20 protein-coding genes are annotated in these 20126 nt (G+C 55.6%); 15 read left to right on the top strand and 5 right to left on the bottom strand.

Going from position 1 to position 20126, the window contains the following annotated elements; genetic code table 11:
• Nucleotides 1-58 precede the first annotated feature (58 nt).
• Nucleotides 59-358, bottom strand: coding sequence for a YciI family protein (locus ACAM29_RS09190; RefSeq protein ID WP_354407788.1), 300 nt, complete (start codon nt 356-358; stop codon nt 59-61).
• Nucleotides 358-912: a septation protein A gene (locus ACAM29_RS09185; protein ID WP_091825566.1), complete on the bottom strand. Its 555-nt coding sequence runs from the start codon at nt 910-912 to the stop codon at nt 358-360. Before ACAM29_RS09185 ends, ACAM29_RS09190 begins: the two co-directional genes overlap by 1 nt.
• A gap of 56 nt (nt 913-968) precedes the next feature.
• Between ACAM29_RS09185 and ACAM29_RS09180 the strand changes: the two genes are divergently transcribed.
• The 4 genes from ACAM29_RS09180 to rluB all read left to right on the top strand — a co-directional run bounded on the left by ACAM29_RS09180 (nt 969) and on the right by rluB (nt 4019).
• Nucleotides 969-1832, top strand: a complete 864-nt coding sequence (locus ACAM29_RS09180; RefSeq protein ID WP_242530132.1) for a PHP domain-containing protein — start codon at nt 969-971, stop codon at nt 1830-1832.
• Between the two features lie 35 nt (nt 1833-1867).
• Nucleotides 1868-2488 carry an L-threonylcarbamoyladenylate synthase gene (locus ACAM29_RS09175; RefSeq protein WP_206840460.1) on the top strand — a complete coding sequence of 207 codons (621 nt, stop codon included), beginning with the start codon at nt 1868-1870 and terminating at the stop codon, nt 2486-2488.
• Between the two features lie 88 nt (nt 2489-2576).
• On the top strand, nt 2577-2975 hold the full coding sequence (locus tag ACAM29_RS09170; protein ID WP_091825576.1) for an H-NS family nucleoid-associated regulatory protein: 399 nt from the start codon (nt 2577-2579) through the stop codon (nt 2973-2975).
• Between the two features lie 117 nt (nt 2976-3092).
• The gene (rluB, locus tag ACAM29_RS09165) at nt 3093-4019 is read left to right on the top strand and encodes a 23S rRNA pseudouridine(2605) synthase RluB (protein WP_354407793.1); all 927 of its coding nucleotides are present in this window, start codon (nt 3093-3095) and stop codon (nt 4017-4019) included.
• A gap of 9 nt (nt 4020-4028) precedes the next feature.
• Here rluB and ACAM29_RS09160 read toward each other — a convergent pair whose 3' ends face one another.
• From ACAM29_RS09160 to ubiG, 3 genes are read right to left on the bottom strand one after another with little or no spacing between them, the layout of a single operon-like run.
• Nucleotides 4029-4784 (bottom strand): YciK family oxidoreductase, encoded by a 756-nt coding sequence (locus tag ACAM29_RS09160; protein ID WP_206840463.1) that lies wholly within the window; start codon nt 4782-4784, stop codon nt 4029-4031.
• A 10-nt stretch (nt 4785-4794) separates the two neighbouring features.
• On the bottom strand, nt 4795-5499 hold the full coding sequence (locus ACAM29_RS09155; RefSeq protein ID WP_369623934.1) for an HAD family hydrolase: 705 nt from the start codon (nt 5497-5499) through the stop codon (nt 4795-4797).
• The gene (gene ubiG, locus ACAM29_RS09150) at nt 5499-6218 is read right to left on the bottom strand and encodes a bifunctional 2-polyprenyl-6-hydroxyphenol methylase/3-demethylubiquinol 3-O-methyltransferase UbiG (protein ID WP_206840466.1); all 720 of its coding nucleotides are present in this window, start codon (nt 6216-6218) and stop codon (nt 5499-5501) included. Before ubiG ends, ACAM29_RS09155 begins: the two co-directional genes overlap by 1 nt.
• A 112-nt stretch (nt 6219-6330) precedes the next feature.
• Between ubiG and ACAM29_RS09145 the strand changes: the two genes are divergently transcribed.
• The 11 genes from ACAM29_RS09145 to lapB all read left to right on the top strand — a co-directional run bounded on the left by ACAM29_RS09145 (nt 6331) and on the right by lapB (nt 20126).
• Complete coding sequence (locus ACAM29_RS09145; RefSeq protein WP_354467120.1) at nt 6331-7698, top strand: HDOD domain-containing protein; 1368 nt, start codon at nt 6331-6333, stop codon at nt 7696-7698.
• A 117-nt stretch (nt 7699-7815) separates the two neighbouring features.
• A complete protein-coding gene (gene gyrA / locus ACAM29_RS09140; protein WP_206840471.1) occupies nt 7816-10458 on the top strand; it encodes a DNA gyrase subunit A in 2643 nt (880 codons plus the stop codon).
• A gap of 32 nt (nt 10459-10490) precedes the next feature.
• Complete coding sequence (gene serC / locus ACAM29_RS09135) at nt 10491-11573, top strand: 3-phosphoserine/phosphohydroxythreonine transaminase (protein ID WP_369623933.1); 1083 nt, start codon at nt 10491-10493, stop codon at nt 11571-11573.
• 2 nt (nt 11574-11575) lie between these two features.
• Entirely contained in the window at nt 11576-12466 is an 891-nt protein-coding gene (gene pheA / locus ACAM29_RS09130) for a chorismate mutase (RefSeq protein WP_369623932.1), read from the top strand.
• A 27-nt stretch (nt 12467-12493) separates the two neighbouring features.
• Nucleotides 12494-13597, top strand: a complete 1104-nt coding sequence (gene hisC / locus ACAM29_RS09125) for a histidinol-phosphate transaminase (protein ID WP_369623931.1) — start codon at nt 12494-12496, stop codon at nt 13595-13597.
• A complete protein-coding gene (locus ACAM29_RS09120) occupies nt 13591-15828 on the top strand; it encodes a bifunctional prephenate dehydrogenase/3-phosphoshikimate 1-carboxyvinyltransferase (protein WP_369623930.1) in 2238 nt (745 codons plus the stop codon). Before hisC ends, ACAM29_RS09120 begins: the two co-directional genes overlap by 7 nt.
• Nucleotides 15828-16520: a (d)CMP kinase gene (cmk, locus tag ACAM29_RS09115; protein WP_091825605.1), complete on the top strand. Its 693-nt coding sequence runs from the start codon at nt 15828-15830 to the stop codon at nt 16518-16520. The genes ACAM29_RS09120 and cmk overlap by 1 nt, the downstream gene beginning before the upstream one ends.
• 28 nt (nt 16521-16548) lie before the next feature.
• Complete coding sequence (gene rpsA, locus ACAM29_RS09110; RefSeq protein ID WP_206840481.1) at nt 16549-18231, top strand: 30S ribosomal protein S1; 1683 nt, start codon at nt 16549-16551, stop codon at nt 18229-18231.
• A gap of 67 nt (nt 18232-18298) precedes the next feature.
• Entirely contained in the window at nt 18299-18595 is a 297-nt protein-coding gene (locus tag ACAM29_RS09105) for an integration host factor subunit beta (protein WP_091825610.1), read from the top strand.
• A 39-nt stretch (nt 18596-18634) separates the two neighbouring features.
• Nucleotides 18635-18940, top strand: a complete 306-nt coding sequence (locus tag ACAM29_RS09100) for a lipopolysaccharide assembly LapA domain-containing protein (protein ID WP_091825613.1) — start codon at nt 18635-18637, stop codon at nt 18938-18940.
• Nucleotide 18941: 1 nt separating this feature from the next.
• Nucleotides 18942-20126: a lipopolysaccharide assembly protein LapB gene (lapB, locus tag ACAM29_RS09095; protein WP_091825616.1), complete on the top strand. Its 1185-nt coding sequence runs from the start codon at nt 18942-18944 to the stop codon at nt 20124-20126.

Raw genomic sequence — 20126 nt, 5'->3', positions numbered from 1 at the left:
TTGAGTCCGTTAAGCAGCCGTAACCTGAATCCGGTATGCAGCTAACAGCTATATTAGCTTAGGGTAGAACTTTTTTATATGGTTTTACAGTCACCTTTTGATAGACGCCTGCCTTGCAGTAAGGGTCGTCATCGGCCCACTGGCGGGCGGCTTCAAGCGATGCAAACTCTGCAATGACGAGGCTTCCAGTGAATCCGGCAGGCCCTGGATCTTGACTGTCAATGGCAGGGTGGGGGCCTGCAACCAGCAGACGCCCTTCACCTTTGAGTTGTTCCAGCCGTGCAAGGTGCTCAGGCCGTGCGGCCATGCGGGCTTCAAGTGAATTTTCAATATCTTCTGCAATGATAGCGTAATACATCAGCTTTCTCCGCTGTTCTCTTCCTGTTCGGGCATGTGCCTGGATATATAAATGCCCTGGCTAATGACAAAAACGAGGGTGCAGCCGAGCATGCCGAACAGCTTAAAATTGACCCAGGCTTCCTCGCTCAGGGTGTAGACCACCGCCAGGTTGGCTATTCCCATAATAATGAAGAAGCCTATCCAGCCAATATTAAGATTGCTCCAGACTTTGGATGGCAGTTCGATGCTACTCTCCATCAGGCGCTGTACGATGGGTTTCTTGCCGATAAACTGACTTAGCAGGAAGGCTGCTGCAAAAAGCCAGTTAACAACAGTAGGCTTCCATTGAATGAATGCCTTGTTGTCCAGTAACACAGTGGCGCCGCCGAGAATCACAACCAGACCAAGGGTGACCAGTTGCATTTTCTCGATCCGATGAGTCTTGAGCCAGGTGTATGCCATCTGGGCCAGCGTGGCCGGAATTAGCACAGCGGTGGCCAAAATGATGTCACCACTGAATTTATATACCGCAAAGAATATAATGACAGGAAGAAAGTCGAGTAATAGTTTCATCGGGCCGCTAATATGGTTGGTGAAAGGTTCATTTCAACAGAGGTAAACAGCTTATCGTGACTGAGTCCACAAAAGTGGCACGCCTGCCAGGGTTTGACCTCCACATGCATAGTACCGCATCTGATGGCGCACTGTCCCCGTCAGAGCTGGTTGCAAGGGCGGTGGATGCAGCGGTCGAGTATATGGCATTGACTGACCACGATACGCTGGCAGGGCTTGCGGAGGCGCAGCAAGCGGCCAACGATGCCGGCTTGACGTTGATACCTGGTGTGGAACTTACCTGCCTGTGGAATCGACGTGTGCTGCATCTACTGGGCTTGGGGATTGATCCTGACTACCCGGGTTGGAAAGACTATGAAGCCCGGCTGGCAGAGCTGCGTGTTACCAGAGCTGATAAAATCGCACGCAAGCTGGTTGCTCGTGGTGTGCCGGATAACATTATTGAGCTGGCCAGAGCACAGGCAGGGGATGGTCAAATCGGCAGGCCTCATTTTGCGCGTGCATTGCTGGCGGCAGGAGTTGTAAGCAGTGAGAATGAAGCGTTTGATCGTTATCTTGGACAGGGCAAGCCCGGTGATGTGAAGGCGGAATGGCCGGATATCGTTGAGTCGATTGATATTATTCGCAAAAGCGGCGGCTTTTCCATTCTGGCCCATCCAACAAAGTACAGTTTAACCTTTTCAAGGCTGAGGTTGCTGATTGCTGAGCTTGCCAAGTCTGGAATTGATGGTATTGAGATTGGTTGTCCCAATGTTAGCCGAGACCAGGTAGGTCTGTTGTTGAGAATAGCGGATACACTTGACCTTAAAATTTCGTCCGGCAGTGATTTTCACAATCCGGACATGACCTGGACGCGACTTGGCCGTTTCCCTGCCGTCGAAAGCGACAGGCATCTTATTTATGACTTTATCAGGCGCTGAAGCAGTTCAGTGCTGATTCGACAGGAGGCTTGAAAATGAGCCAGTTTTTTCAGATACACCCGGAAAACCCCCAGGCACGCCTGATTCAACAGGCGGTAGAGATTATTCGTTCAGGCGGGGTTGTCATCTACCCCACTGATTGTGCCTATGCGCTGGGTTGCCATTTGGGAGATAAAAAGGCGGTTGATCGTATCAAGCGTATTCGGCAGTTGGATGATAAACATAATTTTACCCTGGTATGCGACGATCTTTCCTCTATAGGTACCTATGCCAAAGTGGATAATCAGACCTTTCGTCTCTTGAAGGCGCATACCCCTGGGGCGTATACATTTATCCTGCCTGCCACTACAGAAGTGCCACGCAGGTTGCTGCATCCGAAGCGTCGCACGATCGGTATTCGTGTACCGAATAATCCGATCGTTGCAGCGCTCTTATCCCAGCTTGGCGAGCCCATTATGAGTACCTCCCTGATTATGCCGGGTGAGGAGTTGCCAATGACGGATCCATACGAAATGCGAGACCTGCTTCAACATCAGGTTGATCTGATCATTGATGGTGGATATTGCGGTATGGAAGCAACCAGTGTGATTAATATGGTCGATGAAGTGCCGGTGGTCGTGCGTGAAGGGGCTGCTGATACTTCACATTTTAAATAGGATTTTTTTGCTGTCAGTATTGAAAAAAAAAGTTTTGTAGCGATAATTAAGCACATTCACCTGTTCAATTAATTTATGGCGGCAAAATATGACTGATTTTAACAAGATTCTGACTCGCAAAAACTCTCTGCGTAAGCACTGCCAGGAGATGACACTGGCCGAAATCGACAAGGTTATTACTGACCTTAACGATATTCGTTTGGAGCTTGAAGAGGCTAAACTGCGTGAAGAGCAGGAGCAGCAGGCCAAAAAGCATCAGGTAGAAGAAATCCAGCGTTTGATGCGCGAAGCCGGTATTGGGCTGGAAGAGCTGAAGCAGAATGTTGAGCCGGTTGCGCGTAAAAAAGCGGTCAAGGCCAAATACGTTATTAAGGATAGCGAAGGTAATGAGCACGCCTGGTCTGGTCGTGGCCGTACACCGGTTGCTTTCCGTGAATATATGGACGCGAATAATCTGACCAAGGAGCAGTTGCCCACCGTTGATTGATCGGGCATCATGCATGTGGCGATAGCCTCTTCGGGGAAACCCGAAGGGGCTTTTTTGGTTTTTCGCCGATTTATATCAACAGGGCAGTCGTCAGGTGCCCCGAAAAGAGACGTCAAAATGTCAGATGAAAAATTGCAAAAGGTTTTGGCGCGCTCCGGTTTTGGCTCACGTCGTGAGATGGAGCGTTGGATAGAAGAAGGTCGTGTTGTCCTGAATGATCAGCCAGCCAAGCTGGGGGACAGAGTCAGCGCTGCTGACAAAATCATTCTGGATGGCAAGCCGGTCACACTGACCTTTGCCTCGATGGCAGAGCGTCGTGTTCTGATTTACAACAAGCCGCTGGGTGAAGTGTGTACGCGGCATGATCCTGAAGGGCGGACGACGGTTTTCGATAATCTGCCTCCCCTCAAGCAGGGGCGTTGGGTTGCCATTGGCAGACTCGATATCAATACCACGGGGCTGCTGATTTTTACCACTGACGGCGAGCTGGCCAACCGTATGATGCATCCCTCCATGCAGATCGACCGCGAGTATGCGGTCAGGGTGCTTGGGAATGTGGACGATGACATGCTGGAACGATTGAAGCAGGGTGTTTTGCTGGATGACGGCATGGCCAGGTTCACTGATGTGCGTTACTTCGACGGTGAAGGCGCCAATAAGTGGTATCACTGTGTTGTGATGGAAGGGCGTAACCGTGAAGTGCGTCGCTTGTGGGAATCGCAGGGGCTGCAGGTTAACCGGCTCAAGCGGGTGCGCTTTGGTCCTGTATTCCTGCCCAGCGATATCAAGGTAGGCACCTGGCGTGAACTGCCGCCCAAAGAGGTTGAGTTGCTGGCACGTGAGCTGGAGCTGGATACCGCTCGTACCCATCGCCCGACACCAAATGAGGCAGAAAAGGAGCAGCGCCTGTACAAGCGCCAGAAAGTGCGCCAGGCAGTCATCAAAGGGCAGCCTGCTGCGGTGGAAGAGAAGCGTCGCAGTGGCAAAACCAAGGCCCGCTCGGTGGGTAAGCGAAACACCGGTAATCGCGGGCGTCGGGTCTGAGTTCCGGGGTCAGGCGGATTCCTGACCCTGAGCGTCCATGGAGCGGCCATTGACCCCTTTGCTGTCCGGCCCCATCAGGTAAAGGTACAGCGGCATGATTTCAGCCGGGGTGGGGTTGGTTTCGGGTGGCTCGGCGGGGTAGGCGTAGCTGCGCATCTGGGTGCGGGTCGCGCCCGGATTGATGGCGTTGATCCGAATGGCCGGGTCGTTATCCAGCTCGTCTGCCAGTACCTGCATCATCCCTTCGGTCGCAAACTTTGACACCGAATAGGCCCCCCAGTAGGCACGGCCTGTGCGCCCTACGCCTGACGATGTAAAGATCACGGATGCATCGCTGGACTTGTGCAGCAATGGTAAAAGCGCCTGAGTCAGCAGGAAGGGGGCGTGTACATTAACGCGCATGACCTTTTCCCAGGTAACCGGATCATAGTTTTCGATCGGGGTGCGCATGCCGAGAATGCCGGCATTGTGCAGTACCCCGTCCAGGTGGCCGAACTCATCATACAGCTGGTTGCTCAGCTCGATATAATCATGCTCGACCGCAGTGTCCAGATTCATGGGTACGATGGCGGGCTGGGGCAGACCGGCGCTCTCGATTTCGTCATACAGTGATTCAAGCTTTTCCAGGGTGCGGCCAAGCAGTACCACGGTGGCGCCGTGTCTGGCGTAGTGCCAGGCAGCGGCACGGCCAATCCCATCGCCGGCGCCGGTAACCAGAATGATCCGGTCCTTGAGCAGCTCGGCCGGTGCATCGTAGTGAAACATCCTTAGCTCCTTAAACTCCCGGTTTTTCCGGGAGTATGTTTTCAGCCTGTAACAATAATGAGTTTAGCAGCGGCTGCAGCTCTGATGGCTGATGTGAAATATAGTGACTGTTCCAGTCTTCGGCCTGTTCTCCGGCGTTCAGGTAGCCCCAGGCTGCCGCGACGGTGATCATGCCTGCGGCGTGACCTGCTTCGATGTCCCGCCTGTGATCACCCACGTAGATGCACCTGGCCGGGTCGACCTCCAGCTGTTGGCAGGCCAGCCAGAGGCCTTCTGGGTCGGGTTTGCTGGCGTTGACATCCTCCGGGCAGACAAGGCTGGCACAGCGTTCGGTCAGGTTGAGGCTGTCAAGCAAGGTGAGGGTGAAACGCTGTGGCTTGTTGGTGACGATGCCCCAGCGAATCCCTCTTTCTTCCAGCCAGCTCAGCAGAGGCTCTATCTCGTCAAACAGTCTGCTGTCTTGGCAGGTATCAGTGCCATAGTAATCGAGCAGTTGCTGGTGCAGCGCAGGAAAAGCATCCGCGTCCTGCTTCAGCTTGAACGCATGCATCACCATGGCACGGGCGCCGTTGGAAACCTGGGTACGCAACTCACTGAATTCAATTGGCTCGCGCCCGGCTTCGTTTAGCATGCGGTTGATAATGCGGTGGAAGTCGCGAGCGCTGTCGAGCAGGGTGCCGTCCAGGTCAAACAGCACGGCATCGATGGTTGCCATTATTCCGGGCTCCGACTGCAGGCTAGCATGTAGTTGACGCCAACATCGCTCGGGTCAAGGCGGTACACCTTGGTCAATGGGTTGTAAACCAGACCGCTCATTTCCCCTACATTAAGACCGGCGCCTCGTACCCAGCCACCCAGCTCGGCCGGGCGAATGAATTTGTTGAAGTCATGGGTGCCATCAGGAACCAGTTTAAGCATGCGCTCGGCACCCAGAATGGCAAACAGGTAGCTTTTGGGGTTGCGGTTCAGAGTGGAGAAGAACACCTGCCCACCGGGTTTGACCAGGCGGGCGCAGGCGCGTACCACAGACTCGGGGTCAGGGACGTGTTCCAGCATTTCCATGCAGGTGACCAGGTCAAAGCCGCCGGGCATCTCATCGGCCAGGTCCTCTACCGTGATGCGACGGTAGCTGACGCGGGCACCGCTCTCCAATCCATGCAGTTTGGCAACCTTGAGAGGGGCCTCGCCCATGTCGATACCGGTGACCTCGGCGCCACGGTGTGCCATTGCCTCGGACAGTATGCCGCCGCCACAACCTACATCCAGAACGGTCTTGCCAGCCAGGGAGCCGATTCGATCGATAAAGTCCACCCGCAGAGGGTTGATGTCGTGCAGAGGCTTGAACTCGCTGTTGCGATCCCACCAACGGCTGGCCAGCTCCTCGAATTTGGCAATCTCGGCCGGATCAATATTCGGTGTACGCTCGTCACTCATCAGTTTTGCCCTTGCGTCCAGAATCAGATATGCCGCATTCTAGCACTATGGTTTGAGGGTCGGAAATTCACCTCTTTCAATACATCAGGGAATACACGCCGGGAGTAAAAGGATGATCGGTTTCTGGAAACGCAATGATACGGGTGCGGAAGACAAGCCTCGGGCGTCAGGGGTGCGGAAACAACCGCCGCTGCTGACGGGGCGGGCGCAACTCTCCGAGACTGCCATGGTAGAGCTGCTCAATCGGGCGAGTGTTGTTCGTTTTGCTGCCGGTGATGACCTGCTGGCAGTGCAGTCGGAGCTGGCCAGTAGTTATATTTTGCTTCAGTCGGGTACTGTTCGCGTGGCGCCTGCCGCAACCGAAGAGGCGATCAGTCTGGAAGTGACTACGGCACTGAACCTTATAGGTGCTGAAGGATCAGGCCTGCCTCGCTTCAGCGTGCAGGCCCAGAGTGATGGGCAGTTGTTGCTGTTGAGTGATGCTGCGTTCAGTCAGCTGCAGGAATCCACTCAGTTAGTGTTGTTGCAAATGGCACAGCACTCGGCCGCAGAGCGATTTCTGCAGTTGCTGGATCATTATCGTCGGGCGCAGCAGCGTTATGAACGGCTGTCTTCGGTGCTGTTTACTTCTGCCGCCGATGCGGCTGAAGCCTTTGCAGGTTCAGAGCCGGTACAACAAATCATTGCCCGTATACCGAGATTGCCGGTTTCCAGTGTGGAGCTGCTTAATCGGCTGCTCGATGAAAAAACAACACACTCCCAGATTGCAGAGCTGGTGCGTCAGGATCCCTCCCTCACGGCGACCCTGCTGAAAGCGATCAATTCATCACGCTATAATTTTGACCAGAAAATTACCGATCTGAGCCATGCGGTGAGTCTGCTGGGCTTTGAAGGTGTGTATCAGATCATCATGGCCGAAAGCATGCGCAAAAGCCTGCCGGATACGGACCGTTTTCGTGTCAGCTATCATCGTGCGCTCTTGCTCTCCTATCTTGTGTTTGCCCTTGCGCAGGCCAGTGGTCGAGCGCGGCCCGCCGAAATGGCCACCATCGCGCTGCTGCATGACGTGGGCCGTATCGTAATCGAACTGTTGCAGCGCCAAAACCCGGCCTTCAAAGCGATGATTGGTCAGATACATCCCGGTGTGGTGGGGGCTGAGCTGCTTAAGGCCTGGCAGCTGCCTGAGCCGGTCTGGAGCAGTATCGCCTTGCAGCACTACCCTGATTTTGTTCAGCCGCGCCGACTGCCAGCCGAGATGCAGGATCGGGTTGCGTTGTTACACCTTTCAGCCTGGTTGCTGGACTGGCGAGAGCAGGGGGGGAGTGTCGATGAGCCCCTGTTTTTGCAGGAGTATCTGGCGCACGTGGGCTGGGAGGGGGCTACGGCAGAGCAGGTCTGGGAGCGTAAGGTCAAGCCTTTGCTTCGTCAGCGCCGAAGTGCCCTGCCCAAGGCGCTGCAGCAGATGCTTGATGATGCTTGATCCCTGTCAGGGAGTCGGCCGGTTAGCGTGAAATCCGCTCAGCTGTGGTATACTCCCGCGGTTTGAAAGCGCGCCATCAGGGTGTGCCCAGGTACCGGATCAAGGAAAGCTGAGCGAATGGGTGATTTAGCCAAAGAAGTTCTGCCAGTCAACATCGAAGATGAGCTGAAACAGTCCTATCTCGATTATGCCATGAGCGTCATCGTCGGGCGTGCTCTGCCGGATGTGCGTGACGGCCTTAAACCGGTTCATCGGCGTGTACTCTTCGCCATGAACGAACTGAACAATGACTGGAACAAGCCTTACAAAAAGTCTGCCCGTGTGGTGGGTGATGTAATCGGTAAGTACCACCCTCATGGTGACAGTGCGGTATACGACACTATCGTGCGTATGGCGCAGAACTTCTCCATGCGTTACATGCTGGTAGATGGTCAGGGCAACTTTGGTTCAGTCGATGGCGACTCGGCTGCGGCCATGCGTTATACCGAAATCCGAATGGCCAAGATTTCCCATGAGCTGTTGGCCGATCTGGAAAAGGAAACCGTTGATTTCGTCGACAACTATGACGGTACGGAGCGTATCCCGGCCGTGCTGCCGACGCGGGTTCCCAATTTGCTGGTGAACGGCTCGTCCGGTATTGCCGTGGGTATGGCGACCAATATCCCGCCGCATAACTTGGGCGAAATCGTCAAGGGCTGCCTGGAGTTGATCAATAACCCGGATATCAGTATCGATGAGCTGATGGAGTTCATTCCGGGGCCTGATTTCCCCACCGGTGGCATTATCAATGGTCGAGCCGGCATCCTGCAGGCCTATCGTACCGGTCGTGGCCGCATCTATGTGCGTGCGCGCCACCATATCGAAGACCATCCCAAAAACGGCCGGCCGATGCTGGTGATCACCGAGATCCCGTATCAGCTGAACAAGGCGCGTCTGATCGAGAAAATCGCTGAGCTGGTCAAAGAGAAGAAAATAGAGGGAATCAGCGAGCTTCGAGACGAGTCTGACAAGGACGGCATGCGCATCGTGATCGAGTTGCGCCGTGGTGAAGTGCCCGAAGTGATCATCAATAACCTGTTTGCCCAGACTCAGCTGCAAAGTGTGTTCGGGATTAACATGGTGGCGCTGGTTGATGGTCAGCCGAAGATTCTGGACCTTAAAACGATTCTTCAATGTTTCGTTCGTCACCGCCGTGAAGTGGTGACCCGCCGTACCATCTTTGAACTGCGCAAGGCACGCGAACGTGGGCATGTACTGGAAGGTCTGGCAATTGCGCTGGCCAATATCGATCCGGTCATCGAACTGATCAAGCAGTCTCCTTCGCCTGCCGAAGCGAAAGAACGTCTGATCGCAACCGCTTGGGTGCCGGGTAATGTGACCGACATGCTGGAACGTGCAGGTGAAACCGCTTGCCGGCCTGAAGATCTGGAGCCCCAGTATGGCATGCGCGACGGTCGTTATTACCTGTCACCGGTTCAGGCCCAGGCAATCCTCGACCTGCGTCTGCACCGCCTGACTGGCCTTGAGCACGAAAAACTGATCGCTGAATATCGCGAGCTGCTGGATAAGATCGCCGAGTTGCTGCATATCCTGGGCTCTTATGAGCGCCTGATGGAAGTGATCCGCGAAGAGCTGGAAGCGCTGGTGGCAGAGTATGCCGATGAGCGCCGTACCGAGATTCAGGCCTCCATGCAGGATCTGACCGTGGCGGATCTGATCACCGAAGAGGATATGGTGGTGACGATCTCTCATGCCGGCTACGCCAAAACTCAGCCTCTGACCGATTATCAGGCTCAGCGCCGTGGTGGCAAGGGCAAATCAGCGACGGCAATGAAAGATGAAGACTTCATCGAACACCTGCTGATTGCCAATACCCACGACACCATTCTCTGTTTCACCAACATGGGCAAGGTGTACTGGCTTAAGGTTTACGAAATTCCTCCGGCCAGTCGTGCCTCACGTGGTCGCCCAGTGGTCAACATTCTGCCATTGGCCGAAAACGAGTGGATCAGCACCATTCTGCCGGTACAGGCGTTTGATCCTGACCGTTTCATTTTCATGGCAACTGCCAACGGTACCGTGAAAAAGACGCCGCTGGATGCCTTCTCGCGTCCGCGCAGTACCGGTTTGATTGCTCTGGATATTGTTGAAGGTGACCGCTTGATCGGCGCATCCCTGACCAGTGGTCAGGATGATGTCATGCTGGTGACCAGTGCCGGCAAGGCGATCCGTTTCAACGAGAACGATGTTCGCGCCATGGGCCGCACGGCACGCGGTGTTCGCGGTGTGCGCATGGATGATGATGTCCAGGTCATAGCCCTGATGGTGCCGCAGGCAGGAGGCGAAGTACTGACCGCTTCCGAGCACGGTTACGGCAAGAAGACCCGTGTGGACGAGTTCCCACTGCGCGGTCGTGGTGGTCAGGGTGTGATCGCCATGCAGTGTACCGAGCGTAACGGCCAGCTGGCCGGTGCGGTGCAGGTGTTCGAAGGCGACGATGTGATGCTGATCAGCAACCGCGGTACTCTGGTACGGACGCGCAGCAGTGAAATCTCAAGTCTGGGCCGCAACACTCAGGGCGTGATGCTGATCCGCCTGGCTGAAGAAGAGGCGCTGGTGGGGATTGCGCGTATTGAAGAGCCTGACGAAGAGGATCTTGAAGCGGCAGAAGACAGTGCCGAATCACGCACCGAGGTACCGGAAGAGGCTGCCGATGATGCGCAGGATACTCAAGCTGATGATACCGGCAGTGATGCCTGATTCCCTTTATCTAACTGGAATTAAAAGCTGAAATGACACGTAAATACAATTTCAGTGCAGGGCCTGGAGCCCTGCCGGAAGAGGTGCTGCAACAGGCACAGGCTGAGCTGCTGGACTGGCACGGTCAGGGGCTCTCCATTATGGAGATGAGCCATCGCAGTGACGAGTATGTTGGTGTTGCGGCTCAGGCCGAGCAGGACCTGCGCGACCTGATGGGCATCCCGGCCAACTACAAGGTGCTGTTCCTGCAGGGTGGTGCAACGGCCCAGTTTGCCATGGTGCCGATGAACCTGCTGCGCGGTGCGAGCTGCGCGGACTATATCGATACCGGCATCTGGTCCGGCAAGGCGGTCAAGGAAGCCCGGCGCTATGCACAGGTGAATGTGGCTGCCAGCACCGCAGGCAATAACTACACCTCGGCGCCGGCGCAGTCAGAACTGCAGCTGACACCTGGGGCGGCCTATCTGCATTACACCACCAACGAAACCATTGGTGGTGTCGAGTTTGACTACATTCCCGACAGTGGCGATGTACCACTGGTTGCCGATATGTCTTCCGATATCCTGTCTGTCCCGGTGGATGTCAGCCGCTTTGGCCTGATCTACGCCGGTGCACAGAAGAATATTGGTCCTGCCGGCCTGACAGTGGTGATCGTGCGTGAAGACCTGATCGGCCAGACGCTGGCCGGTACGCCAAGCATGTACGACTACAAAATCCACGCTGACGCCGACTCCATGAACAACACGCCGCCAACCTTTGGCTGGTATCTGGCCGGGTTGGTGTTCCAGTGGCTCAAGCGCCAGGGCGGTGTGGAAGCAATGGCCGAGCAGAACCGCCGCAAGGCCGCCAAGCTCTATGCGGCTATTGATGCCAGCGATTTCTATGGCAATCCGGTGGCGATCAACAACCGCTCCATCATGAATGTACCGTTCACGCTGGCCGACGCCGCGCTGGAAAAACGTTTCCTGGAGCTGGCAGAGGCGGAAGGAATGCTCAATCTTCAGGGGCATCGTTCCGTTGGTGGCATGCGGGCGAGCATCTATAACGCGGTACCAGAAGCGGCAGTGGATACGTTGATCGACTTCATGCAGCGGTTCGAAAAAGAGCAGGCCTGAGTATGAAGGCGACTGACAAGGGTGCGGCAGATGCGCAGGAAGCAGAACTGCGGGTGTTGCGTGATCGCATCGATACGGTGGATCGTCAGATCCACCAGCTGCTGAATGATCGCGCCCGGCTGGCACAGGGCGTGGCTGAAGTGAAGGAGCGCTATCGCGAAGGGGGCGAGACACCGGTATTTTACCGACCTGAACGTGAAGCGCAGGTGTTGAGAGCCGTAATGGCCCGCAACGAAGGGCCGTTGCCCGATCAGGCCGTTGCACGCCTGTTTCGCGAGATCATGTCGGTCTGCCTTGCGCTTGAGCAGCCGATGCGTGCGGTGTTCCTCGGTCCTGAAGGCACCTTTACGCAGCAGGCAGCGCAGAAGCATTTCGGGCAGGCTGTTCATTGTCAGGCGTTGCCAAGCCTGGAGCAGGTGTTCAGTGAAGTGGAGCAGGGCAGTGCTCACTATGCTGTTGTCCCCATCGAGAGTGAGAATGCCGGTTTGATCCGGCATACGCTGGATCTGTTTCGCCGCTTCGGCCTGTATATATGCGGTGAAGTGGAGCTGGCTCCCGAAGCGGCAGCGCAGGCCACTGATCGTTGCCCCCGTTTTCTGGTCGTTGGTCGTGAAGCGATTGGTCCCAGCGGTGATGACAAAACCTCACTGTTGCTCATCTGCCGTGATGAGCCTGGCGTGCTGCATGATCTTTTGTCGCCTTTTCACCGACGCAATATCAGTCTGACGCGTCTGGAAACACGCAGCAGCGGTGAGCACGACTGGAAAATGCTGTTCTATATTGATTTCGAAGGTCATCGTGAAGATCCCGCAGTTATCGAATTGCTGACGGAACTGGGTGGTCTCGATATCGAGGTAAAATTTCTCGGATCCTACCCGAAAGCGGTGCTCTGAGTTCATACAGTATAAGGATGCCAAGGGATGTCATGTGATTTTATGGCACTGGCGACACCTGGAGTACAGGGGTTGCACCCCTACGAAGCAGGCAAGCCGGTTGAGGAGCTGGAGCGTGAGCTGGGGATACACGATATCATCAAGCTTGCCAGCAATGAGAATCCGCTGGGACCCAGTGCGTATGCGATTGAAGCTGTACAGAAAGCATTGGCCGAAGCTACCCGTTACCCAGACAGTAATGGCTTTCGTCTCAAGGCGGCGCTGCATCAATATTATGGACTGATGCCAGAACAGCTGACGCTGGGTAACGGCTCCAACGACGTGCTTGAGCTGATCGCGCGTGCCTTTCTTCAACCCGGAGATGAGGTTATCTTCTCCGAATACGCCTTTGCGGTGTACCCCATTGTGACTCAGGCCTGTAGTGCCAAGGCGGTCATCACGCCCGCTCGTGATTATGGTCACAATCTTCAGGCGATGGCTGAAGCCATTACAGAAAGTACCCGCCTGATTTTCATTGCCAACCCGAATAACCCAACCGGCACCGCCTTGATGCGTGACGAGCTGACAGCATTTCTGGCAGCGGTGCCGGAGCATGTCATTGTCGTGCTGGATGAAGCCTATACGGAATATGTTGAGGCTGGAGACTTTCCGGATGGGCTGGAGTTACTGCCTCAGTTCCCGAATCTGGTGGTAACCCGCACATTTTCCAAGGCCTGGGGGCTTGCCGGCCTGCGCGTCGGTTTTGCTGCCGCCAGTACAGTGATTACCGATCTGCTTAACCGTGTACGGCAACCGTTCAATGTATCCCATCTCGCGCTGGCGGCTGCTGAGGCTGTTCTGGATGACGGTGATTACCTGGCTCGCAGTGTCGAGCTTAATCGCAGGGGAATGGCTCAGCTCGAGCAGGGGCTGAAACAGCTTGGAGTCGGTTATATCCCCTCATTCGGGAACTTCATCACTGCCGATATGGCACGCCCGGCCCAGCCCCTGTTTCAGGCACTGCTGCATGAAGGCGTGATCGTGCGGCCATTGGGCGGATACCGGATGCCTCAGCATCTGCGTATCAGTATCGGTCTGACAAATGAAAATGACCGGTTCCTGCGGGCACTCAAACAGGTGCTGGCGTGCTGAACTACTCGGGTAAGTCGCAATACCAGCTCGACAGAGTGCTGATCATTGGCTTGGGGCTGATAGGTGGCTCTTTTGCCAAGGCACTGAAGATTCGCTCCTGTGTTCGTGAAATCGTGGGTGCCGATCGCAGTGAGGAGGAGTGCCGGCTGGGTCTCGAGCTGGGTGTGATTGATCGTGTTGCCACTGACCTTGAAGCGGAAGTGTCAGCGGCTGATCTGATCGTGCTGGCCGTTCCGGTCAAGGCGATGGAAAGTGTGCTTGAACAGATTCGTCCCTGGCTGCGTTTGCGCACACTGGTGACGGATGTCGGCAGCACCAAGGGAAGCCTGGTAGCAGCCGCACGTCGTCTGTTCGGGCAATTGCCACCGACCTTTATTCCTGGGCACCCCATTGCCGGTGCCGAGAAAAGCGGTGTGCGTGCTGCCGATGCTGACCTGTTCGAGCGACATAAGGTGATCCTAACACCGCTGCCCGAGACCGATCCAAATGCCACGCTTGAGTTGGCACGCCTGTGGCAGGCGGTAGGTGCCGAAGTATTGCAGATGGAAGTTGAACGGCATGATGAAGTGCTGGCTGCAACAAGCCACTTGCCGCACCTGCTGGCATTTTCGTTGGTCGATACACTGGCGCGTGAAGAGGAAAATCTGGATATTTTTCGTTATGCCGCAGGCGGCTTTCGTGACTTCACGCGCATTGCTGCCAGCGACCCAACCATGTGGCATGACATCTGTGTTGCCAATCGAAGTGCGGTGCTGGCGCAGATTGATCGTTATACCACCGGTCTGACTCGTCTGCGCAGTGCCATTGACACTGGCGATAGCCAGACGATGCTGGGAATCTTCACGCGAGCCAAGGCGGCTCGAGATCACTTTACCCGATTACTGACGGGGTCAGCCTATTCATCGAATGATCATGCGGCTGGAGTAAGCTTGCGTGTCAGCAGTGATGCTGCACCAGTAGGTGAACTGGTATTGCCGGGTGATAAGTCGGTTTCACACAGGGCGATTATTCTTGCGGCCATAGCCGATGGCGTAACGGATATCAGTGGTTTTCTCGAAAGTGAAGACAGTCTGGCGACGTTGCAGGCAATGCGTGATATGGGCGTAGTCATTGAAGGTCCGCATCAGGGCAGGGTCAGAATCTACGGAGTTGGCCTGCATGGGCTTAAACCGCCACCCGGGCCGCTCTACCTGGGTCACTCGGCTACCTCGATGCGTCTTTTGGCGGGTGTGCTGGTCGCTCAGCCGTTCGATACCGAGCTGTTCGGTGACGAGTCCCTGAGTCAACGTAATATGTCACGTGTGGCGGAGCCGCTGCGCCTGATGGGGGCGGATATTGAAACCGGTATTGGCGGCTGCCCGCCACTGAAAATAAAAGGGGGACGCAGGTTGCGGGGTGTTCGCTATACCCTGCCGATGCCCAGTGCACAGGTTAAATCAGCGCTGCTGCTGGCAGGGTTGTGGGCGGAAGGTGAAACCCGAGTGGTTGAGCCGGTGGCGACACGTGATCACACCGAACGGATGCTGTCAGCGCTTGGAGTTGATATGAGCAGTGACGCCGGGGAGGTCTGCCTTAAACCTGCTCAATCGCTGCGAGCTGCACCTATCGAAGTTCCGCGCGACCTGTCCTGGGCGACACTGTTCATGCTGGTAGCCAGTCTCAGCCCTGGGGCTGACCTGCTGCTCAAAGGGGTGGGTATTAATCCCAGTCGAGCGGGTGCGCTGCGCGTGCTTGAGCGCATGGGGGCTGTCATTACACTGTCTGAGCAGCACCTCCAGGCAGGGGAACCGGTAGCCGATATTCATGTCAAGGCGGGGCGGCCACTGTCTGCAGTGACAGTGGATCTGTCAGATCTTGCCACGGCCAGCGACGAGGTACCTCTGTTGTTGGTGGCTGCAGCCTGTGCAGTGGGACACAGCCGATTTACCGGGCTGGATGGGTTGCGTCGCAAGGAGGAAGATCCGGTGGCGCAAACAGCGCAGCTGTTACAGCAATTGGGTGTGCGGCTAGAGCTGGATAATGACCGAATCGAAGTAACCGGTGGGTGCATCGAGGGTGGTGAGATCATGTTGAATGGGCAGATCCGAGTTGCCATGGCGGCGCTGGCGGCTGGGCTCTGCGGCGAAAATACACTCAAAATTGGCGGAGGCGGCTGTTTGTTGGCAGCATGCCCCGATCTGATCGAGTTGATGCAACGACTGGGTCTGAATGTGCATAAGGAGGAGGGCTGATGTCCAGCCAGGAAAAACAGGCCGCCGTCATTACGGTGGATGGCCCCAGTGGGTCGGGCAAGGGAACAGTCTGTCAGTTGCTGGCACGCGAGTTGGGCTGGCACCTGCTGGACAGTGGTGCGCTGTATCGCGTAACCGCTTTGGCTGCCCGTCACCATGGGGTTGAGCTGGATGATGTAGAGGCGCTGGAAGTACTGGCGGCTCACCTTGATGTGCGTTTCAAGGCGACAGATGGGGGGGATACTCAGATTATCCTTGAAGGCGAAGAAGTGACCCATGCCATCCGTAACGAGCGGGTAGGAGAGGATGCTTCGGTAGTGGCGGCGCTGGGACCCGTGCGTGAGGCCTTGTTGAGCCGTCAGCGTGATTTTGCGCTTGCGCCGGGACTGGTGGCTGACGGTCGTGATATGGGCACGGTGGTGTTCCCCCAGGCCGGTTTGAAAATATACCTTGATGCCAGTGCCGAAGAGCGTGCACAACGACGTTATAAGCAGTTGATTAGCAAGGAACCCGGTGCTAGCCTTGGTGATATATTGAACGATATAAAGGCGCGTGATGCACGCGACATGAATCGTGCAGTTGCGCCCCTTAAGCCGGCGCCGGATGCGGTGATACTGGATTCCACCTTGATGAGCATTAAAGAGGTGTTACAAGCCGTATTGGATGAGGCAAGACACAGAGGCCTACGTTGATGTAGCCGAAACCTGGGAAGGATCAGTAATGAGCGAAAGTTTTGCGGAGCTGTTCGAAGAGAGTCTGAAAGAGCTGGATATGGCGCCGGGTTCCATTGTAACCGGCACTGTTGTGGCGATTGAGAATGACTTTGTGATCGTCAATGCCGGACTTAAGTCCGAGGGGGTTATCCCTCTGGAACAGTTCCGTAATGACAAGGGAGAAGTCGATCTGAAGGTGGGTGACGAGGTACGTGTTGCCCTCGAAGCACTGGAAGATGGCTTTGGCTCGACTGTCCTCTCGCGTGAGCGTGCCAAGCGTGCCGAATCCTGGGGAGTGCTGGAGCAGGCCTACGAGGCAGGCGAAAGTGTGCATGGTCATATCGTGGGTCGGGTGCGTGGTGGCCTCACGGTCGAGGTCAATGGCCTCAATGCCTTCCTGCCAGGTTCTCTGGTAGATATCCGCCCGCTGCGTGATACCTCTCACCTTGAAGGTCAGGAACTGGAGTTCCGCATCGTCAAGCTGGATCAGCGCAGCAACAATCTGGTGGTATCTCGCCGTGCCGTGCTGGAGGAGGTCTACAGCAAGGAACGTGAAAAGCTGCTGGAAAAAATGGAAGAAGGCCTGGTGGTCAAAGGGATCGTCAAGAACCTTACCGACTACGGTGCCTTTATCGATCTGGGTGGTATCGACGGCCTGCTCCATATTACCGATATTGCCTGGAAGCGAGTCAAGCACCCGAGCGAAGTACTCAACGTCGGTGATGAAATCGATGTGAAGGTGCTGAAATACGATCCTGAGCGCAAGCGCGTTTCTCTGGGTCTGAAGCAGCTGCAGGAAGATCCCTGGAATCAGCTTACCAAGGAATATACCGTTGGCAGCAAGGTCAAGGCGCGGGTTACCAACTTGACCGATTACGGTTGCTTTGCGGAAATCAGTACCGGCGTTGAAGGTTTGGTGCATGTGTCCGAAATGGACTGGACCAACAAGAATATCCATCCCTCCAAGGCAGTTCAGGTAGGGGAAGAGATCGAAGTCATGATCCTCGATATCGATCAGCAGCGCCGGCGTATATCACTGGGTATGAAACAGTGCCAGCCGAACCCCTGGGAAGCCTTCTCCAGTCAGTTTGCCAAGGGTGACCGGCTCAAGGGGCGGGTGCGCTCCATTACCGATTTTGGTGTCTTTATCGGGCTTGATGGCGGCATTGACGGTCTGGTCCATCTCTCCGACCTGTCATGGGACCTGCCGGGCGAAGAAGCGATGAAGGCGTACAACAAGGGGGATGAGGTCGAAGCCGTTGTGCTGTCGATTGATCCGGAGCGTGAGCGAGTTGCGCTGGGTATCAAGCAGCTCGATTCCGATCCCTTCACAGAGTATGCCGATCAGCATCCGAAGGGCAGCCGTGTCAGGGGTACTATTCGTGAGGTAACGCCGCGCCAGGCTTTGGTAGAGCTTGCCGAGGGTGTTGAAGGTGTGCTCAAGGTCGCGGAGCTTTCGCATGACCACATCGCTGATCTGACTACTGAGCTTAAATCAGGTGATCAGCTCGAAGCGGCAGTTCAGAGTGTCGATCGCCGTAACCGAACACTTAACCTGTCGGTGCGTCAGTTGGAACAGGAGCAGACCCGTCAGGCGATGAAGTCCGTTCAGGAGCAGCCGGTTGAGGACGCAGGTCCGAAGACCATCGGTGACCTGATCAAGGAACAGATGAAAAAACAGGACTCCTGAGCCAACGGCTCAAGTTCGACTCCGCACCCGGGGCCGGGTGCGGAACCTGGTCTCAACCGGAGGTGTTATGACCAAGTCTGAGTTGATCGAGCGCTTGATAGACGCGCATCCTGAGCTGTCTGTGAAAGATGTGGAGCTGGCAGTGAAAACCATGCTGGATCACATGACCGATGCACTCTCTACCGGTGAGCGCATTGAGATTCGCGGTTTTGGCAGCTTCTCGTTACACTATCGGGCACCGAGAATGGGGCGGAACCCGAAAACCGGCGAAGCGGTACCCTTGCCGGCCAAGCACGTTCCCCACTTCAAGCCTGGCAAGGAACTGAGAGATCAGGTCAATGAAGGACTCAAGACCGGCTATTGATCTCTTGTACCGGGGCGGTACAACGCAGAGGAATTACGAGTGAACTGGCTTAAAAACCTGATTACCATAGTGCTGGGGCTGATCGTTATCGGTGTCGGTATTCTGTTCACCATTCACAACACAGATCAGGTCACCATTGATCTGGTGTTCTTTCAGCTGCCGCAGGCAAGTCTGTCACTCTGGTTGATTGCGACTTTTGTTCTGGGCGCTCTGTGCGGCATTGTGCTGAGCATTTTGACCATTCTGTCCCTTAAAACGAGGCTCCACTCTTCTCAACGCAAGGTGGTTGCCTTTCGCAAGGAGCTGGACCAGTTGCGCACGGCTGGCCTGAAAGACAGTACCTGAAATGAGTGCGGATTATCTGCTTATTGTTCCCCTGTTTCTGGCAGTGGGAGCAGGCTGGTGGTTGGGGCGATCCCAAAACCGTTCGGCGCAGCTTGAGCAGGAACGCAAGGTTAATCTGAGTCGCGAGTACTTCATCGGCCTCGATTACCTGATCAGCGAAAAAACCGATGAGGCGATCGAGAGCTTCATCCGTGCCCTTGAAATCAACTCCGATACCATTCCGGCACACCTCACTCTGGCGAAGCTGTTTCGACGCAAAGGCGATGTTGAACGTGCGATCGGCATTCATCAAAAGCTGCTTGCGCGGCCTGACTTGAGTCAGCAGGACTTTTTGCGTATCCAGATGGCGCTGGCGCGCGATTATGATGCCATCGGCCTGCTCGATCGGGCTGAAAACCTGTTGTCGGATATTATTCGTCAGGCTGGCGGTCAAGAGATGAAGCGCAAGGCGCAAACGCTTTTGATCAAGCTTTACGAAAAAGAGGGTGAGTGGCGGCAGGCACTGGATACCGCCAGCCAGTTGCAGACTCAGGAGTTGCGCGAAATCAGGCATGAGCTTGCGCATTATTGCTGTGAGTTGGCTCAGCGCCTGTCACGGCAGGGTGATGCCGAAGCCGAACGCTTCCTGCGTCAGGCCCTGTTGTATGACCCGAATTGTGCCAGAGCCAGTCTTATACGAGCGAAACTTCAAATCGAGGCCGGGCGCTGGCGACATGCGATCAAGAGTCTCAAGCAGGTACTTGAACAGGATGTGTTGCTGGTCTCCGAAACAATACCGCTGTTACAGCGCTGCTACAGTGAGCTGGGTTCGCTGGCAGAGTTTGAAGGCTATCTGCGTGCCTGTCTCAGCAAGGCACCCTCTGCCAGTGTAATCATTGCGCTGGCCGATCGCATTCGCAGCCAGAAGGACGTGTTTGCGGCTGGTGTCTTTCTGACAGAAGAGCTGAAGAAACGTCCCTCGATAAAGGGCTTTAACCGCCTGATCGACATGCATATTGAGTATGGTTCCAGCAGCGCACGTCAAAGCCTGACAGTGTTGCGCGGCCTGACTGGCCAGCTGGAGCAAAGCAAGCCCGTTTATCAATGTAACCACTGCGGTTTTGCCGGTCGTACGCTGCATTGGCAGTGTCCCTCCTGCAAGCAGTGGAGTAGCACTCGGCCGATCCAGGGACTGGAAGGCGAATAA

Source organism: Marinobacterium sp. BA1 (genome assembly GCF_041155135.1).
GTDB lineage: Bacteria > Pseudomonadota > Gammaproteobacteria > Pseudomonadales > Balneatricaceae > Marinobacterium > Marinobacterium iners.
Note: the sequence above shows the minus strand (reverse complement) of the source record. Positions and strands in the feature narration are given on the sequence as shown.

What these genes read in the sequence shown, in the direction of transcription:
- ACAM29_RS09190 (WP_354407788.1), bottom strand. Translation starts at nt 358, where the DNA reads ATGTATTACGCTATCATTGCAGAAGATATTGAAAATTCACTTGAAGCC.
- ACAM29_RS09185 (WP_091825566.1), bottom strand. Translation starts at nt 912, where the DNA reads ATGAAACTATTACTCGACTTTCTTCCTGTCATTATATTCTTTGCGGTA.
- ACAM29_RS09175 (WP_206840460.1), top strand. Translation starts at nt 1,868, where the DNA reads ATGAGCCAGTTTTTTCAGATACACCCGGAAAACCCCCAGGCACGCCTG.
- ACAM29_RS09170 (WP_091825576.1), top strand. Translation starts at nt 2,577, where the DNA reads ATGACTGATTTTAACAAGATTCTGACTCGCAAAAACTCTCTGCGTAAG.
- rluB (WP_354407793.1), top strand. Translation starts at nt 3,093, where the DNA reads ATGTCAGATGAAAAATTGCAAAAGGTTTTGGCGCGCTCCGGTTTTGGC.
- ACAM29_RS09160 (WP_206840463.1), bottom strand. Translation starts at nt 4,784, where the DNA reads ATGTTTCACTACGATGCACCGGCCGAGCTGCTCAAGGACCGGATCATT.
- ACAM29_RS09155 (WP_369623934.1), bottom strand. Translation starts at nt 5,499, where the DNA reads ATGGCAACCATCGATGCCGTGCTGTTTGACCTGGACGGCACCCTGCTC.
- ubiG (WP_206840466.1), bottom strand. Translation starts at nt 6,218, where the DNA reads ATGAGTGACGAGCGTACACCGAATATTGATCCGGCCGAGATTGCCAAA.
- ACAM29_RS09145 (WP_354467120.1), top strand. Translation starts at nt 6,331, where the DNA reads ATGATCGGTTTCTGGAAACGCAATGATACGGGTGCGGAAGACAAGCCT.
- gyrA (WP_206840471.1), top strand. Translation starts at nt 7,816, where the DNA reads ATGGGTGATTTAGCCAAAGAAGTTCTGCCAGTCAACATCGAAGATGAG.
- serC (WP_369623933.1), top strand. Translation starts at nt 10,491, where the DNA reads ATGACACGTAAATACAATTTCAGTGCAGGGCCTGGAGCCCTGCCGGAA.
- pheA (WP_369623932.1), top strand. Translation starts at nt 11,576, where the DNA reads ATGAAGGCGACTGACAAGGGTGCGGCAGATGCGCAGGAAGCAGAACTG.
- hisC (WP_369623931.1), top strand. Translation starts at nt 12,494, where the DNA reads ATGTCATGTGATTTTATGGCACTGGCGACACCTGGAGTACAGGGGTTG.
- cmk (WP_091825605.1), top strand. Translation starts at nt 15,828, where the DNA reads ATGTCCAGCCAGGAAAAACAGGCCGCCGTCATTACGGTGGATGGCCCC.
- rpsA (WP_206840481.1), top strand. Translation starts at nt 16,549, where the DNA reads ATGAGCGAAAGTTTTGCGGAGCTGTTCGAAGAGAGTCTGAAAGAGCTG.
- ACAM29_RS09105 (WP_091825610.1), top strand. Translation starts at nt 18,299, where the DNA reads ATGACCAAGTCTGAGTTGATCGAGCGCTTGATAGACGCGCATCCTGAG.
- lapB (WP_091825616.1), top strand. Translation starts at nt 18,942, where the DNA reads ATGAGTGCGGATTATCTGCTTATTGTTCCCCTGTTTCTGGCAGTGGGA.